Raw genomic sequence first — 16,679 nt, forward strand, 5'->3', positions numbered from 1 at the left:
CGTTACTCATCAAGGCCGAAGAGTCGAATCCTCCGCAGAGGATCCTCCACCAGCTCGCACGAGGAGCATTGCACCCCAGATCGGGAGTGTCAAAACCGCCAATAAACCCAGATTCAAAAAGATCCACCCGATAATATTCATGTAGTATGTTCGTGAAAAAAGGGTTGGGTCTCCCAGTCCTCCGGGTGAGCCAGTTTCATAAGCAAAACCAACCAAACCTGCAGAGTAAGTGATTCTCGCCTGCAACCACCACCAGGCGACTAGATAGAAAGCAACCAATAACAGCGTGGCTGCGCCGAAGGCATTCACTAGCGAGGAGAAAATTCCCGACGAATCTCGGCTCATGAAACCTCTTCTCCGCGACCTCTGCTCCCCTCCGCGCTCTCTGCGTTCCAGTCTCGATTCGCCTTAGAAAATCCCCAACTGATCCCGCGCATCCTCCGTCATCCGCTCCGGCGTCCACGGCGGCGACATCGTCAACACGATCTTCGCCTCATCGACCCCTGCCAGCTTCTCGAGTGCCGTCTTCGCATTGTGCACAATCTGCGGCCCAGCCGGACACGCAGGACTCGTGAGCGTCATCTCGACATTCACAATCCGGTTTTCATGCTTCACATCATAGACCAGCCCCAGATCCACGATATTGATCATCAACTCCGGATCGATGACTTCCTTGAGGGCATCCACCATCTGGATATCGGTCACCATCGGACGCTGGTCAACGGGTGGGGTTTGTTCTTCGCTCATATTGAATTTCCTTCTTGAACGTCTCCAGGTCTGATGACAGTGACATCAGAAAACCTGCGAAAATGTGCGTCGTTGAATGTTAAAATATGTGTGATCTGATGCCGTTTCATGGCCGCAACAAGGCGTGCATCGTACGATTGGACCCCTTTGATCTCAAGCGTTCGAACACAATCCCACCATCTGTGGAAGATGCCACGTTCGTCGTCGATTAACGTAAAGAAGACGAGCATCTCCTCAAGTTTCTGATCGGCTTCTGAGGAGGATAATTCCAGGCCATTGGCGGCTTTTGTTCTTGTTGCAACACTCCAGAATTCGTAGCCGACTTGTGGTACGATCACCAAAGTATGCGTCTTGTCGAGAATCTTGGTCGAATGAATAGCGACTTCATGATCAGAAGCACTCGTCTCAACAATCCTCAATAAGACATTGGTATCAACGAGTATGTTCATCAACGTACCGGATAAATGGACTCGCGACTATCGTCAAAATTAGGGTTGTGACTGGTTTGTTTAGCAATGAAGGCATCGAACTTTTCGAGCCACTCTTCATGCGACAGTCTGCGACGTGGGGCCTCGGAAACCTCAAATTGTACAAGATCGACAACATAGTCTTGAATAGACGTAAAGCCAGCGAGTCGCGCAATCTCTTCGAGCTTGGGTTCCAGTTCTGCAGGGATGGTCACTTGCATGAGACTTTGCTCCCGTATTGAATTCTGATTCGACGCGACTAAATTATGCCAGGGCTGTGACCTCAAGTCCACTACGCCTCCACATAAACCCCATCCGCTTCCACGCTCACCGGAAATACCCGGACCGGCTCGGTTGCCGGAAAGCAGGTTGCTTTTCCGCTGCGGATGTCGAAACAGGCCCCGTGTCGCGGGCAGACGATTTCATACTCGTTCCGCTCGCCATCCGTGAGTGGCTGGCCATCGTGCGTGCAGACATCTTCAATGCAGTAATAACTTCCCTCGAAGTGAAACAATAGCGCCGGCAGATCATCCACGATCACCGACTTGCGATCACTCGTCCAGGTCTCACCCATTTCCGCGACTTTGTACTTGTCTGTCTTTCGAGCCATCTTTGCCGCTTAACCTTTGTGAAACTTCGTGTCTATCGAGCCTTCGTCATGGTGAAGGCTCTATCGTTCAATTCCCAGCTTACGCTCCACCGCAGAAGACAGCGTCTCCCGCACGACTTCGACCGGGATGCGATCAAAGACCTGCTGGAAGAAACCCTCGACGATGATGTGCATCGCCTCAAAGCGAGTCAGACCGCGGCTCATACAGTACAAGACCTGGTCTTCATCAACACGGCCCGCCGTCGCGCCGTGAGTACAGCGAACATCGTCGGCTTCGATTTCAAGGCCGGGAATCGCATCGACGCGGGCATCGTTGGTCAGCATCAGGGCGTCGTTGCGCTGGTAGCCATCGGTCTTTTGAGCTGGCTTATCGACTTTGATCATGCCGCGCCAGATCGCCCGGGCCCGGTCTCGCACGACCTCTTTGTACAACAGGTCCGAACGTGTATCCGGCTGGTGGTGTGTCTGCTGGGTGTAGTAGGACATCGTCTGCTTGTCAGTGACGAAGCTGACCCCGTTGACTTGGGCTTCTGCACCGCGTCCATCGAGATGCACGTCCTGGTGAATGTGGGCCAGTCGGGCACCGAGTCCGCCGACGGTCCACTGCAGTGACCCGTTGCCTGCAATACATCCGCCCTGGTGAGCAAAGTGAAACACCTTCTCATTCCAGTTCTGCAACTGGACATATCGCAGACGAGATTCCTTACCGACAATCAATTCCACCGCACCGACGTGCAGTCCGCCCGCATTGGGATTCAGAGACGCCGTCTCTTCAAGCAGGGTTGCTGAGGCGTCGTCTTCCAGAATCACCAGCGTATGTGTGAAGTCCGCAGCATTCTCTCGCGACAGTCCGATGAAGCTGTAAAGTGGCTTCTCCAGATGCACGCCGCGAGGAACGTACAGAACAGTTCCGCCAGTCATGAACGCGGTATGCCAGGCTGAGAATCGATCCTTCGACGGATCAACCGCTTTGGTCAGCAGGTGTGTTTTGATCAAATCGCCATGCGTGGCGAGCATTGTCTTGAGATCACCAAAGAGAACCCCTTTGGCGGCGTACTCTGCAGACAGTTCCTGCTTCAGGCAGACGCTATCGGTATGCGTGATGTGCCCAGCGAACTCGGCACGCCCAGCCAGCAACGTCTCGAATGCGACATCAGAAGAAGTCGTCTCACCAGATAGTGAGTACTGGTTCTCGCGAAAGATCCGCAGATCGACCCGTTTGTATTCTTCCGGATCGAGATCCAGAATTCCCTGCTCTTTGTAAAGCGTAAACGCCGCCCGGCGCTTCGCCGTCAGCCACTCGGGCTCCTGGCGCGAAGCCACGAACTCTTCAAACGTCTTGATATCAAAGCCAGTAGCCGAAGCAATCGCAGACACAGCTGCATCCTTCCCGTAGGGTCCGCTATGCGGACCATCAATATGCAAAAATCAATTGTTTCAAAAAGACGGCTTCTTATTCCCGTCCCTTCTCCCTTGAAGGGAGCCATATTCTGTCCCTTCTCCCTTGAGGGGAGAAGGTGCCCGAAGGGCGGATGAGGGTGAGCGCTAGGCAAAGTCAGCCTCCCACCCTTGCCATCCGCGTCAGGCGACCTTTTCTTAATGCGACCTAACCAACACTGCCTTCCATCTGCAGTTCGATCAGTCGGTTCATTTCCACCGCATACTCCATCGGCAGCTCTTTGACCAGCGGTTCGATGAACCCGGTCACGATCATCGACGACGCTTCCGCTTCGCTCAGACCGCGGCTCATCAGGTACAGCAGTTGATCTTCTGCGATTTTTGAAACCGAAGCTTCGTGCTCGATCGCGACGTTTTCTTCTTCGATTTCAATGTACGGATACGTGTCGCTGCGGCTTTCCGGATCGAGAATCAACGCGTCGCAGACGACGTTGGACTTGCAGTTCTCGGCACCTTTTTGAATCTTGACCAAGCCGCGGTAGCTGCTGCGTCCGCCATCTTTGGACAGGCTCTTCGAGATGATGCGACTGCTCGTGTTCGGAGCACAGTGAACCATCTTCGCACCGGCATCCTGATGCTGACCATTGCCAGCAAACGCGATCGACAGTGTCTCGCCACGGGCACCTGGTTCCATCAGATAGATGGCAGGATACTTCATCGTCAGCTTCGAACCGAGGTTCCCGTCGACCCACTCCATGAGTGAATCGCCATAGGCGACCGCTCGTTTGGTGACGAGGTTGTAGACGTTGTTCGACCAGTTCTGAATCGTCGTATAACGACAGCGGGCATTGCGTTTGACGATGATCTCGACAACTGCTGAGTGCAGCGAGTCGCTGGAATATGTCGGAGCCGTGCATCCTTCGACGTAGTGCACCGAAGCACCTTCGTCGACGATGATCAGGGTTCGTTCGAACTGTCCCATGTTCATCGTGTTGATGCGGAAATAGGCCTGTAGCGGGAAGTCAATTTTGACACCCTTGGGCACATAGATGAACGACCCACCCGACCAGACGGCGGAGTTGAGGGCTGCAAACTTATTGTCCGACGGGGGAATGATCGTCCCGAAATACTCGCGGAAGAGTTCAGGATGCTCTCTCATCGCGGTATCGGTGTCGGTGAACAGGACGCCCTGCTTGGCAAGGTCTTCCTGCAGCGAACCGTAAATCACTTCCGATTCATATTGGGCTTTGACACCCGACAGATATTTCTTCTCGGCTTCCGGAATCCCCAGACGATCGTACGTCTTGCGGATATCTTCCGGCACTTCGTCCCACGTCTTCCCCTGACGGTCAGATGCTTTGACGTAGTAGAAGATATTCTGGAAGTCGAGATCCGACATATCGCCACCCCAGTTGGGCATCGGCTTACTGTCGAAAATCTCCAGCGACTTCAGTCGGAAGTCCCGCATCCAGTCAGGCTCACCCTTCATCTCGGAGATCTGAGCCACCACATCGCGACTCAAACCCTTCTTGCCAATGAAGGTGTATTTGTCAGTTGGATCATGAAATCCATACTGATAATCACCAATATCAACGTGAGCCTTCTCGGTTTCAATTTCTGTCGTCGCCATAACCATCATCCTCTATTTATTGTTCATCATCACAACGGATGCCTCAACATTGTCCCTTCTCCCTTGAGGGGAGCCGCATTCTGTCCCTTCTCCCTTGAGGGGAGAAGGTGCCCGAAGGGCGGATGAGGGTGGGCTCTAGGCAATCACCAGTTCCCAATGTCATATCGTTGTGAGGCAAGTTATTCTGTGTGAGGTGACCCTCACGTTTCTCTGAACATCATCAATGAACTGAGAGTGACTCAATCCCTTACGCACCCGCACCCACCGGCTGCTCAACTTTTTCTTCAGCCGCGATGTGTGGGTGACGCTCGCGGACACCTGCGTAACCTTGTTCGTGCAATTCATGAGCCAACGCAGCATCGCCCGTTTCGACGATTCGGCCGGCCAGCATGACGTGGGTGAAGTTGGGGACGTTGTATTCCAGCAGACGCTCGTGGTGGGTAATGATCAATACACCCATGTGTTCGCCTGACAGCTTCGCCAGACCTTCGCTGACAACACGAACAGCATCGCTGTCCAAGCCCGAATCGGTCTCATCGAGAAACGCAAAGCGTGGCTTGAGCATCGCCAGCTGCAGAATTTCCATGCGTTTCTTTTCGCCGCCGGAGAAGCCTTCATTCAGGTAACGACGGGCGAAGTCGTGATCCATGTTGAGGGCGTTCATCGTCTCGCGGAGTTCTGTGCGGAACTCACGCATCGGCATCAGGTTTTCGCCTTCTTTGCGTTCCGGATTGCGGACGTTCGTGACCGCATGTCGCAGGAAGTCCGCGACCTTCACGCCTGGAATCGTGACGGGATACTGAAACGCCAGGAACATGCCCAGTCGAGCCCGCTCACTGGGATCGAGCTCCAGAATGTCCTGACCATCAAGAGTGATCGTACCTTCGGTGACGTCATATTTCGGGTGACCGGCCAGAACATAAGCCAGCGTGCTCTTTCCCGAGCCGTTGGGGCCCATCAACGCATGGACTTCACCCTGGCGAATCGTCAGGTTCACACCCTTCAAAATCGGAGTGCCACCAACGCTGACGTGCAAGTTCTCAATCTTCAATACCGCTGCAGACATCTCAAAACTTTCCTATGGATACATGATGCTGGTGGAAACCAGAACCTGAATGTTCGCCACAGAGGACACAGAGATCACTGAGAGAAAAAGCCCAGCATGGAGTGCTGTTCTAAATTGCCGATTCTCATTCTTTCTCGGTGCTCTCTGTGAACTCTGTGGCTAAATTTGATCTTTAATGCGTCCTCCGCAACTGGGCGGTGGACTGTCATTGAGTCACTTCCCTGTTGCCAGTGGAGTCAGTTCGAATTCACAACAGTGATGACCGTCCAGGCAACAGTTTGTTAACTTCACAGAGACCCCGAGGATCTCTTCAAACACCGTTTGTTCCAGTTGGCAGATCGAAGGATCACTCACTGCCAGTTCAATGTACGGACAATTATTTTCTCGCAGGATCGGCAGTTCCTGTTTCAAGTCGATCTCGACGTTGAAGCCCTTTTCGACCAGCGTGTTTTTCAGTTGTTCGAGTCGTTGCGAAGGAGACGATCCACTCACCCCCGCCCCATATTGGCCGACCAGATTCTGCTTCAGGCTTGCCACGACATCCTGACGCACTTTCGCATCAGGAATCTTCGCCAGTTCTCGCCACAGAATCAGGGCCAGATCCGAGTAATTGCTTCCCATTGCCGCTAAACCGGAGTGTGTCACCGCATACTCATGGTGAGGACGCCCCCGATCTGCCTTGATCGTTTCGCGTTTGATCATCCCGGCAGCTTGCAGGCGCGTGATCCGAATTCTCACAGCTGTTGCAGTCACGCCCATCGCGTCGCACAACACCGGAATCGTCGCGCTACGCAGGCGATTCAGCTGTTCGAGCAGCTGACGATCACCATCGTCGAGAGCGGGTTGTTGAGCTGGTCTGACCACTTATTCATTCCGTGAGAAAGTCGCGAGAAGGATTCTCGTTCCTCCGAAATTCTAAGCATCACGACCTTTTTGACAACTTTGATTGCGTTAAATGCGACAATTGAGATCCAGTCTCACCAGTTATCTGATCCATTGTCGCAGATCTGTTTTTCCAAGCTGAGGATTTCCTCATTCTCGCTACCGTCTGCGAACTCCCATGGGTATGCTGGCGAAACACATTCCCAGACTCTGCACGTTTCTGGCCCACGTTCCCGCGCTCGCTGTTCCCTTCACCTTCGATACGCACTCACCGGAGCTGTTTTACCCAGCTTCCGTACTCTACCGTTGCGTCCGTCGTTCGTACTCAGGAAGGCTCCCGCTCCATGGAGAATGCTTCACAAGTCCCCGCCCCGAATCCTCCGTCGTCCACCCCTGCTGCATCTGGACAAGGCGGCGAACAATGGGGTTCACGAATAGGTGTCATCCTCGCGGTCGCGGGGTCAGCCGTCGGGCTCGGTAACTTTCTCCGCTTCCCAGGTCAGGTCGCCCTCAATGGCGGCGGTGCCTACATGATCCCCTATTTCGTCTCACTGCTGATCCTCGGCATCCCGCTCTGCTGGGCCGAATGGACCATGGGACGCTTCGCCGGTCGACACGGGAACAACTCCGCTCCCTCGATCTACCACTTCATCTGGCCGAACCCGATCTCTCTGTTCTTCGGCATGATCGGCGTCATCGTCCCTCTCATCATCTACATGTACTATGTGCTCATTGAGTCATGGTGCTTGGCTTACGCCCTCAACTACCTTGATGGCACGATGATGCAAACCAACGATTTCGGCAAGTTCTTCGACGGCGTCACCGGCGCAGGCGTGGATGGCTATGAATTCAATACCGGCTACGTGAACTATGGTTTCATTATTCTCTTTGTCTTCGTCATCAACTTTGCCCTGATTTACCGCGGCGTCAGCAAAGGCATTGAACGCTTCTGCCAATTGGCCATGCCTCTGATGCTCATCTGCGGCGTGATTGTTCTCATTCGAGTGTTCACACTCGACGCCCCTGTCGCCGATAAGCCCGATCAGAATCTTTACAATGGTCTGGGCTACATGTGGAATCCTGACTTTACAGCCTTGGGAAATCCCAAAACCTGGCTGGCGGCTGCTGGTCAGATCTTCTTTTCTCTGTCGGTCGGATTCGGCGTCATCATCAACTACTCCAGCTACTTGAAGAAGAAGGACGAAATCGCTCTTTCCAGTTTGACGGCTTGTTCAGTCAACGAATTCTTTGAAGTCTGCATGGGCGGGTTGATCACCATTCCAGCCGCCTTTATGTTCCTGGGAGTGCTCGATCCAACAATTATCTCGTCTTCTTTCAAGGTCGGCTTCGTCGCCCTTCCGAACGTCTTTGCACACATGCCCGCAGGTCAGTTCTTCGGGTTTCTCTGGTTCTTCATGCTCTTCCTGGCTGCCATTACCAGCAGTATCTCCATGCTCCAGCCGGTGATTGCTTTCCTCGAAGAAGGTCTCGGCCTCAAACGATACGCCTCGGTAACGATCCTGGGATTGATCACGGCACTGGGGCTGGCGTTCGTGCTTTACTTCTCCAAGAACCTGACCGCTCTCGATACGCTCGACTTCTGGATCGGGACCTTCATGCTCTTCGTTCTCGCGATGTTCCAGTCCATTCTCTACGGATGGATTCTCGGACCGAAACAAGGCGAAATTGAAATGCACCATGGTGCGCACCTCAAAGTCCCTTCTTTTGTTCAGTTCATGCTTCAATACATCACACCGGTTTATCTGATCGTGATTTTTGTCCTGTTCTGCTACTGGAACATGGGCGAGTACATCCAGTCAATCATCGCGAACCCAGTTTCCCAAATGTCGATCGGCTTCATCGCCCTGATCGCGACCTTCATTATGATTCTCGTGATCATCTCTCACAAACGCTGGCAGAAGCAGGGGCGTAAGAGTCGCTTCGACATCCCTGCCGAGTCTTGAATCCATTCCCACTCACACACTTAGCCAGCGAGTTCTTACTATGATGTTTCCACTTCTTGCCCAGGAGGCCGCTAAGGCCTTCGCCCTGAATCCGGCCGGTATGACGATGATGGTTGTCTCCATCACGTCAGTCCTGATCCTGACCTTCTTCTGCCTTTATCGTGTGATGACTCTTCCTCCCGTCGAGATCGATGACATGCATGCTCCGCAAAACATCGACACCGGCGATACGAAAGACGTCTATTAAGCGATTCGACGTCAACTCCACCCCTTCTCTCCCGGGAGAAGGGGGCAGGGGCCTCGAAATTGGACGAACGAACGCGCCAACCAGATCTTCAGCTGCACTCGTTGCGCTCGCGCCGCTGAGTAACCCCGCAAGGCAGTCTGGCCCGCTGATCCTTCGCGCATCTCCATCACGATTTCGTAAGTGTCGCCGTTGTGATATCCTCGTCATTGGCAAGCATCAGATCATATCACGCTGACGTCACTTCGAAGTTCTCTCATGAGCAACCTTCCCCTCGACTACGCAAGACAGCGTTACGCCGACTTCGGCGTCGACATGGATCGGGCTGTTGCAGCCTTGGGAAGCATCGCGCTTTCGATTCACTGCTGGCAAGGTGACGACGTCGGCGGCTTCGAAACAAACCGTCAGTCACTCGATGGCGGGATCGCGGTTACGGGCAACTATCCCGGCAAGGCCCGCACGCCCGATGAACTTCGCCAGGACTTCGACTTCGCACGGACCCTGATCCCCGGCCAGCATCGCTTCAACCTTCATGCCAGCTACGCAGAAACCAACGGCAAGCACGTCGACCGCAACGCGATCACGATTGAACACTTCCAGACCTGGATCGACTGGGCGAAGTCTCTCGAAATCAAACTCGACTTCAACCCGACATACTTCTCTCATCCACTGTCATCCACCGGCTTCACTCTCTCCAGCGCGGATGACCGCATCCGCAACTTCTGGATTGACCACGGCGTCGCCTGTCGTCAAATCGCCGCTGAGATGGGAAGGCAGCTCCGTTCGCCTTGTGCGAACAATGTCTGGATTCCTGATGGCTCCAAAGACATCCCGATCGATCGCGCCGGTCCTCGTGCCCGCCTGATCGATTCTCTTGATCGCATGTTCGCGACGAAGTATCCCGAGACGCAATTAATCGACGCGGTCGAATCCAAGCTCTTCGGCATCGGCTCGGAAAGTTACGTCGTCGGCTCACACGAGTTCTATCTGGGTTACGCGGTCTCGCGACAGAAATACCTATGCCTCGACGCCGGCCACTTCCACCCGACGGAATCGATTGCTGACAAAATTTCCGCCGTCATGACTCAAGTCCCTGGCCTGGTTCTTCATGTCAGCCGAGGTGTCCGCTGGGACTCCGATCATGTCGTCCTCCTCGACGACCCGACCCTCGATATCGCCCGTGAACTTGTCCGCGGCAGTTACCTGAACCGCACGTGCATCGGCCTCGACTTCTTCGACGCCAGTATCAACCGCGTCGCTGCCTGGATCATCGGCACACGTTCGACACTCAAAGCACTTCTCATCGCGCTGCTCGAACCCATCGACCAACTGCGAACCTTCGAGAACACGGGCGATTACACCCAACGTCTCGCCCTCCTCGAAGAAGCCAAAACACTCCCCTGGTCCATCGTCTGGAACCATTACTGCGAAACCCAGGGCGTCCCTCCGGGGTTCGACTGGATGAACAGTATCAAACATTACGAACAAACCATCCTCTCCAAGCGATAGTTCTTTCTCCCTGGACTTTCTCCTCGAAGGAGAAGAAATCCACAACTCAATCAACGCTCGTCGAACCCGCCACCAACTCTATGCACAACCACGATCACCACGAACTGATCCCCAACGACCTGTCTTCCGGCGAGTTTGAGCGCTCTCCTGTTCCGGCCAACTCGAGACGAGGGTTCGCGAACTTCCTCGGCTGGTTCACCGGTGAGCACTGCTCTGGCCGCGAATTGATGATCGGGCCGTTGTTCGTTGCCGCGGGCGTTGGGGCCTTCGATCTTCTGGTTGGTCTTCTCGTCGGAAATCTTCTGGCTGTCCTCAGCTGGACGTTGATGACGGCTCCGATCGCGACCAAAGTTCGCCTGACGCTTTATTATCACCTCGAACGGATCTGCGGACGTCATCTGGTCACGCTTTACAACCTCGCCAACGGAGTGATGTTCTGTCTGCTGGCGGGTTCGATGATTACCATCACTGCCTCCGCCGTCGGTGCGGGTTTTAATTTACCGATGCCCCGTTTGATCGACTTTTATCCGGCAGGCGTTCCCTGGATCGCCACGGTTGCCACTCTGGGAAGTCTGATTTCGATCGCAGCCGCGGGCGGTTACCGAGCCGTTGCGAAAATCGCCAACATAGCGTCACCGTTTCTCGTTCTGATGTTTCTGGTTTTTGGGTTTGTCGGACTCACGAAGTTTGCTGCAATCACGAATACGAACCTCACCTCTCCGACGGAACTCTGGGCTCTGGCGAGCAATCATATCTGGACGGGCGATGCACCCCTTCCGGGACGAGTGAAGTTTACATTCCTGCATGTCGTGTGCTTCGCCTGGTTCGCCAACATGGCTCTTCACATCGGCATGAACGACCTGACCGTCCTGCGTTATGCCCGCCGCACATGGCACGGCTTGGCCAGTGGGGCAGGAATGTTCGTTGGTCATTATCTCCTCTGGATCTCAGCGGGCATTCTGTTCTCCTTACAGTTACAGTCCAGTCACCCGGATGAATACCTCGTCGGCCTGCTGTTCGATAATTCAGAAACCTTCGCAGAGACCTCTCGTGAAGAAATCGCAGCCCTGCCTCTCTCGACTGATTTGATTCGCGAAGGCATGGAAATCGAAAACGCGATGATCAAAGCGGGTGAACTTTACCCCAATCAGAAGCACGTTGCCCCCCCCGCACCGCTTCCCGGCGTCATCGCGAAGAACGCCTGTGGAATCATAGGTGTCATCTGCGTCGTCATCGCCGGCTGGACGGCAGCCAATCCCCTCATCTATCGTGCGGGGCTGGCTTTCCATGCGATCACGCCACGCAGTTCACGCTTCCTGATCACTATCATCTCCGGCCTCGTTTCGACGGCAGTCGCGATGTACCCCGGACTCTCGATGCGACTGCTGGAAATTATCGCTGTCTATGGACTCGTTCTCATGCCGATGGGGGCGATTATCTTCGTCGACTTTTGGCTGTTCCCCCGCATTGGCCTCAAGCGTTTCTACGCCGAAACGGCTCACATCAGTTTCAATCTCTCTGCCGCGTTGACCTGGGTTCTGACGGGAACTATCTGCTGGTTCCTCGTCTGCGCGACCTGGCTCATGAACAACCTCATTCGCACAGGCCAAATGAGCTTCTCACCACAAACCCAGGAACTTATCCGCGACTACATCACGATCGAAATCTATTTCGTCGCCATCCCCGGCTGGTTCCTCGCCGCCTTTCTTTACACCATCTTCTCCCTCATCTTCCAGCACCGCGACCGCACCGAAAAACGCCTCTCCGCCCCCATCGTCGATGTTTCTACTTGAGAGCCTCCGTCTGTTGTCCCTTCTTCCTTGATGTGAGCGGAATTCCGTCCCTTCTCCCTTGAGGGGAGAAGGTGTCAGCGCTTCGCTGACGGATGAGGGTGGGCGATAGGCACTAGCAAACTCCCATTCGCTAACCCGCGCCAGGCAAGCAAAGCTCCTTCGCCCTCGACGTACGAATCCCTCATCTCACCAATCCGCCTCTTCGATATTTCTCCAACTCGCTCTTTACCCGCGTCGTCTCAGACGTCACCATGACTGAGAATTCAACCGATTCCCTCACCCACTCCAAGCCATCTCATCAAATCCATGTCTAAACCCATTCACGCCGTCACTCCCAGCGCCAAAGTCATCACCATCCAGCAGCACATTCTTCTCCAGGAGAAGAAATTTCCCGGCGCGTCAGGTGAATTCTCCTGGCTCCTCTCCGGCCTGACGCTGGCGGCTAAAATGATCGAAGCGGCTGTCCGTCGTGCCGGTCTCAATTCGATCCTCGGACAGGCGGAAAGCTCGAACACACACGGCGAAGTCCAGCAGAAACTCGATATCTACGCCAACGAGGTGATGCTCCATAACCTCGGCGTGCGTGAAAGCGTCGGCGTCCTGGCGTCGGAAGAAAACGAAACGCCCATCATTGTTCACAACGAATCCAACAACGCCAAATATGCCATCCTCTTTGACCCTCTTGATGGCAGCAGCAACATTGATGTCAATGTTTCTGTCGGCACGACGTTCTCGATCTATCGACGCCCTGTTGATGTCGAACTCAACGAAGCCAGCAAATGGGTCCTCCAACCCGGCGACCAGCAGGTCGCAGCCGGTTATGTCGTCTATGGCTCATCAACGGTGATGGTCTATAGCGCTGGTCGCGGTGTCCACGGCTTTACGCTCGACCCCGCCATCGGTGCCTTCATTCTGTCTCACGAAGACATTCGCATGCCCGAACACGGCATCTATTACTCCGTCAACGAAGCCTATGCTGACACCTTCCCTGAAGGGTATCGCAAGTTCCTCGCTGGCCTGCGACAAGGTGTTCTCGGACGCAAATACTCGTCCCGCTACATCGGCTCGATGATCGCAGACTTCCACCGCACACTGCTCAAAGGGGGCATCTTCCTCTACCCACCGACCGACGACCACCCCAATGGCAAACTCCGCCTCCTCTACGAAGCCAATCCGATCGCCTACATCGCCGAACATGCCGGCGGTATCGCCATTAATGGCACAGGCCCGATCCTCAAGATGCACCCCACCAGCATCCACCAGCGCACTCCTTTGATCGCTGGCAGCCCTTCCGAAATGAACTACCTCATCGAATGCCTCAAGGCTGAGTAGCGTCGGATCGTGCTGACTTTCTACGCTCACTCGATCCAGTTTTCCTCGATCCAGTCGACCAGTTCGTCCATCGACATGACGTCTGCTCCGCGGACGTGGGCGTGTCGTTTGCATTGAGCCAGCGCCAGGATCGCGTCGGCGTCTTCATGGTTCTTCAAAGACTTGGGCATCGACTTTGTCTGGTAATACTGCTCTGCTTTTTCGAGCATCGCAATGATTTCCAGGGTCCTCGGCGTCACATGGCCCTGCAACGTCTCCAGCGTCGCCCGTCTGGCATTGTGAAAATCGATGACGTACCCGACATCGTGGAACAGGCAGGCAACGAGGAATTCTTCGTCGTGGGGGTCGATATCGAGTCCACGGTGGAAAACCTGCAGCGAATGATACTGAAGGTCACCTTCCGGATGAATGACGGGATCGGGCGAGACAGCGGCGAGACGCTGCAGCAGCATCAGGGGATAGGTGTAATCGTAAGACGAATCGTCGGGCGTTTCGTCTTCGTCGGAATGGGAGAGGATCGTCTCCAGCTGGTCGCGACCGGCGAGCAGGTGAAGCTGTTGTTCAATCTCCGATCGGCCGGGAAGGTCAGCTCGTTTCAAACGTCGATTCGAAACCCAGCCCGATGCCCGCTGGACGGCTGACTTGAAGGTGCTCGCTTTCCCGGTCAGGATCAGCCGGGCAGCGTGCTCGGCAATCTGAGTGCGCAGTGTTGTCATGGATGGGGTCTGCCGAGGTGGCAGATCGGTGGTCTGGTTGAATCAACCAGACCAGTTGTTGGAGCAACATTATCGGGAATCGCACAGACAGGAATGTCTGTGCCGCCATGTGGTTGGGTTATTGTACTCCGGGTGCCACTGGCTGTGCCAGTGCCGAATTTCGTTAGATTCTTTGATCGGGGAAGATCTCCCTTCATCTTCTGAACGAACCGATGAGACTGACGGAGAACAATCCGTCTGCCAACTGGCTTGGAAGTCAGTCACGTGGGGTTTACGATACACCGACATATCAGACGCACTGTTTGTCATGTTGATCAGGTTTTTGTCCTGACATTGGGGCTTGATTCGAATAAAATTGAGTTTCTGAAGAATAAGAAGCATAAGCAAAAGGAAGAGACACCATGCCGAAAAAGACGATTGCCGATGTCGATGTGAAGGGGAAAGCCGTTCTGATGCGAGTGGACTTCAACGTCCCGCTCGATGACAAGCTGAACATCACCGATGATCGACGGATCGCCGAAGCGTTGCCTTCGATCAAGAGCGTCCTGGATCGCGGCGGACGCGTCATTCTGATGAGCCACCTGGGCCGTCCCGAAGGCAATGGCAGCCCGGAAGATCAGAAGTATTCGCTCAAGCCCGTTGTCAAACGCCTGAGTGAACTGGTCGGAACAGACGTCTCTTTCGCCAGTGATACGGTCGGCGATGATGCCAAAGCCAAAGTCGCGGCCCTCAAAGATGGCGGCGTTCTGATTCTGGAAAACGTCCGCTTCAACAAAGGCGAGAAGAAGGGTGATGACGCCAACTACGTCAACACGCTGGCTGGTTTCGGCGATATCTACTGCAACGATGCGTTCGGCACATGCCACCGCAAAGAAGCCTCGATGGTCGGCGTCCCGAATGCCATGGGGAGCAAGCCGAAGGTCAGCGGATTCCTGGTCGCCAAGGAAATCAAGTACCTGACAGACGTCATCGCCAAGCCCGAGCGTCCGTTCGTCGCGATCCTGGGAGGGGCGAAAGTTTCCGACAAGATCAACGTCATCAACAACCTGCTGGGGATCTGCGACAAAGTCCTCATCGGCGGTGCGATGGCTTACACCTTCTCGATGGCCAAAGGTGGCAAGACAGGCGGCAGTCGGGTTGAGAAAGACAAACTTGAACTCGCCAAAGAACTGATGGCCAAAGGTGGCGATAAACTGGTCCTGCCAGTCGATACCCACTGCGGGGACGCGTTCAAGCCAGATTGCAATAAAGTCGTCGTCAAAGCGGGCGAGATTCCAGACGGCTACGAAGGTCTCGATATCGGGCCTGAAACAGCCAAGCAATACGCAGAACTGTTGAAATCGGCCAAGACGGTTGTGTGGAATGGACCGATGGGGGTATTTGAAATGCCGCCGTTCGACCACGGCACAAAAACTGTCGCACAAGCTATTGCCGACAGCGACGCGGTCAGCATCATTGGTGGTGGCGACTCAGCCGCCGCAGTTCAGCAACTCGGCTTCGCCGACCAGGTCACCCACGTCAGCACCGGCGGCGGCGCGAGCCTGTCGATGCTGGAAGGGGAGAAGTTTGCAGCTGTTGAGGTGTTGGATGAAGTATAATCGGAGAAGTTGTTAATTCCTTCGAGGTCAGGTTTTATGTCTCATGCAACGATAATTCCAGCTTTGAAGGACGGCGAGCATCTGACGAAGGAGGAATTCCTTCGTCGATGCGAGGCCTTTCCTCGGTATAAGCACGCGGAGCTACTCGAAGGAATTGTCCACTTGAATGCTGCCGCGATCAACGCTCGCAATCATGGCCTTCCTCATACACTCATCGCCGGTTGGTTGTGGACATACAAGTTCGCGACACCAGGCGTGACGGTTTTACTTCCTTCAACGATGGATCTGGGGGATGAGGATCTTCCTGAACCGGATGCCATGCTGCTGATCGACCACCCCACATTGGGATCGACTCACGAAAGTGAAGATGGCTGGTTAGTCGGTCCTGCTGAGCTTGTTGTTGAAATCGCAGCCAGTACTCGGGTGAAAGACTTGGGGCTCAAGAAACGACTCTATGAGAAAGCGGGCGTGAAAGAGTACATTGTCTGGAGCACCACCGAGCAAACATTCGACTGGTTTGTTCTCCAGAATAAAACGTACACTTCACTGGCAGCCGATCCTGAAGATGGTCTTTTCAAAAGTCAGGTTTATCCAGGGCTCTGGCTTGATTGCGCTGCCCTCTTTAAGCACAACGAATCTCTTTTGATTGAAAGATTGCAAACTGGCATCAAAACTCCTGAGCATGCCAGTTTTGTCAGAAAACTGAAACGTTGAACTTCGCAC

The 16,679-nt window shown here is 54.4% G+C and carries 17 protein-coding genes; 7 read left to right on the top strand and 10 right to left on the bottom strand.

Features of this window, described 5'->3' with window-relative positions:
* Positions 1-9 precede the first annotated feature (9 nt).
* The 9 genes from SH248x_RS20530 to SH248x_RS20570 all read right to left on the bottom strand — a co-directional run bounded on the left by SH248x_RS20530 (position 10) and on the right by SH248x_RS20570 (position 6,782).
* Entirely contained in the window at positions 10-345 is a 336-nt protein-coding gene (locus SH248x_RS20530) for a hypothetical protein (protein WP_459556198.1), read from the bottom strand.
* Positions 346-408: 63 nt separating this feature from the next.
* Positions 409-747, bottom strand: a complete 339-nt coding sequence (locus SH248x_RS20535) for a metal-sulfur cluster assembly factor (RefSeq protein WP_459556199.1) — start codon at positions 745-747, stop codon at positions 409-411.
* Entirely contained in the window at positions 744-1,196 is a 453-nt protein-coding gene (locus SH248x_RS20540) for a type II toxin-antitoxin system VapC family toxin (protein WP_459556200.1), read from the bottom strand. The genes SH248x_RS20535 and SH248x_RS20540 overlap by 4 nt, the downstream gene beginning before the upstream one ends.
* Complete coding sequence (locus SH248x_RS20545) at positions 1,196-1,435, bottom strand: hypothetical protein (protein WP_459556201.1); 240 nt, start codon at positions 1,433-1,435, stop codon at positions 1,196-1,198. Before SH248x_RS20545 ends, SH248x_RS20540 begins: the two co-directional genes overlap by 1 nt.
* Before the next feature lie 71 nt (positions 1,436-1,506).
* On the bottom strand, positions 1,507-1,824 hold the full coding sequence (locus tag SH248x_RS20550) for a non-heme iron oxygenase ferredoxin subunit (protein WP_459556202.1): 318 nt from the start codon (positions 1,822-1,824) through the stop codon (positions 1,507-1,509).
* Between the two features lie 60 nt (positions 1,825-1,884).
* Entirely contained in the window at positions 1,885-3,201 is a 1,317-nt protein-coding gene (sufD, locus tag SH248x_RS20555; RefSeq protein WP_459556203.1) for a SufB/SufD family protein, read from the bottom strand.
* Positions 3,202-3,430: 229 nt separating this feature from the next.
* Positions 3,431-4,852, bottom strand: coding sequence for a Fe-S cluster assembly protein SufB (gene sufB / locus SH248x_RS20560; protein WP_459556204.1), 1,422 nt, complete (start codon positions 4,850-4,852; stop codon positions 3,431-3,433).
* A gap of 247 nt (positions 4,853-5,099) precedes the next feature.
* Positions 5,100-5,918 (bottom strand): ABC transporter ATP-binding protein, encoded by an 819-nt coding sequence (gene sufC / locus SH248x_RS20565; RefSeq protein ID WP_459556205.1) that lies wholly within the window; start codon positions 5,916-5,918, stop codon positions 5,100-5,102.
* Between the two features lie 213 nt (positions 5,919-6,131).
* On the bottom strand, positions 6,132-6,782 hold the full coding sequence (locus SH248x_RS20570) for a helix-turn-helix transcriptional regulator (protein WP_459556206.1): 651 nt from the start codon (positions 6,780-6,782) through the stop codon (positions 6,132-6,134).
* Between the two features lie 362 nt (positions 6,783-7,144).
* On the opposite strand from SH248x_RS20570, the gene SH248x_RS20575 reads away from it, so the two are divergent.
* The 5 genes from SH248x_RS20575 to fbp all read left to right on the top strand — a co-directional run bounded on the left by SH248x_RS20575 (position 7,145) and on the right by fbp (position 13,642).
* Positions 7,145-8,764 carry an SLC5/6 family protein gene (locus SH248x_RS20575; RefSeq protein ID WP_459556207.1) on the top strand — a complete coding sequence of 540 codons (1,620 nt, stop codon included), beginning with the start codon at positions 7,145-7,147 and terminating at the stop codon, positions 8,762-8,764.
* Between the two features lie 40 nt (positions 8,765-8,804).
* Positions 8,805-9,011: a hypothetical protein gene (locus SH248x_RS20580; protein WP_459556208.1), complete on the top strand. Its 207-nt coding sequence runs from the start codon at positions 8,805-8,807 to the stop codon at positions 9,009-9,011.
* A gap of 255 nt (positions 9,012-9,266) precedes the next feature.
* Positions 9,267-10,517, top strand: coding sequence for an L-rhamnose isomerase (locus SH248x_RS20585; protein WP_459556209.1), 1,251 nt, complete (start codon positions 9,267-9,269; stop codon positions 10,515-10,517).
* 80 nt (positions 10,518-10,597) lie between these two features.
* On the top strand, positions 10,598-12,310 hold the full coding sequence (locus tag SH248x_RS20590; protein ID WP_459556210.1) for a purine-cytosine permease family protein: 1,713 nt from the start codon (positions 10,598-10,600) through the stop codon (positions 12,308-12,310).
* Positions 12,311-12,616: 306 nt separating this feature from the next.
* Entirely contained in the window at positions 12,617-13,642 is a 1,026-nt protein-coding gene (fbp, locus tag SH248x_RS20595) for a class 1 fructose-bisphosphatase (RefSeq protein WP_459556211.1), read from the top strand.
* Between the two features lie 26 nt (positions 13,643-13,668).
* Here fbp and SH248x_RS20600 read toward each other — a convergent pair whose 3' ends face one another.
* Complete coding sequence (locus tag SH248x_RS20600; protein WP_459556212.1) at positions 13,669-14,358, bottom strand: HD domain-containing protein; 690 nt, start codon at positions 14,356-14,358, stop codon at positions 13,669-13,671.
* 401 nt (positions 14,359-14,759) lie between these two features.
* Here SH248x_RS20600 and SH248x_RS20605 point away from each other — a divergent pair, with 401 nt between their 5' ends.
* Together SH248x_RS20605 and SH248x_RS20610 are read left to right on the top strand one after the other, a co-directional pair.
* Positions 14,760-15,956, top strand: coding sequence for a phosphoglycerate kinase (locus SH248x_RS20605; RefSeq protein ID WP_459556213.1), 1,197 nt, complete (start codon positions 14,760-14,762; stop codon positions 15,954-15,956).
* Between the two features lie 9 nt (positions 15,957-15,965).
* Positions 15,966-16,670, top strand: a complete 705-nt coding sequence (locus SH248x_RS20610; RefSeq protein WP_459556214.1) for a Uma2 family endonuclease — start codon at positions 15,966-15,968, stop codon at positions 16,668-16,670.
* Positions 16,671-16,679 lie beyond the last annotated feature (9 nt).

Source organism: Lacunimicrobium album, assembly GCF_052161635.1.
GTDB lineage: Bacteria > Planctomycetota > Planctomycetia > Planctomycetales > Planctomycetaceae > SXPC01.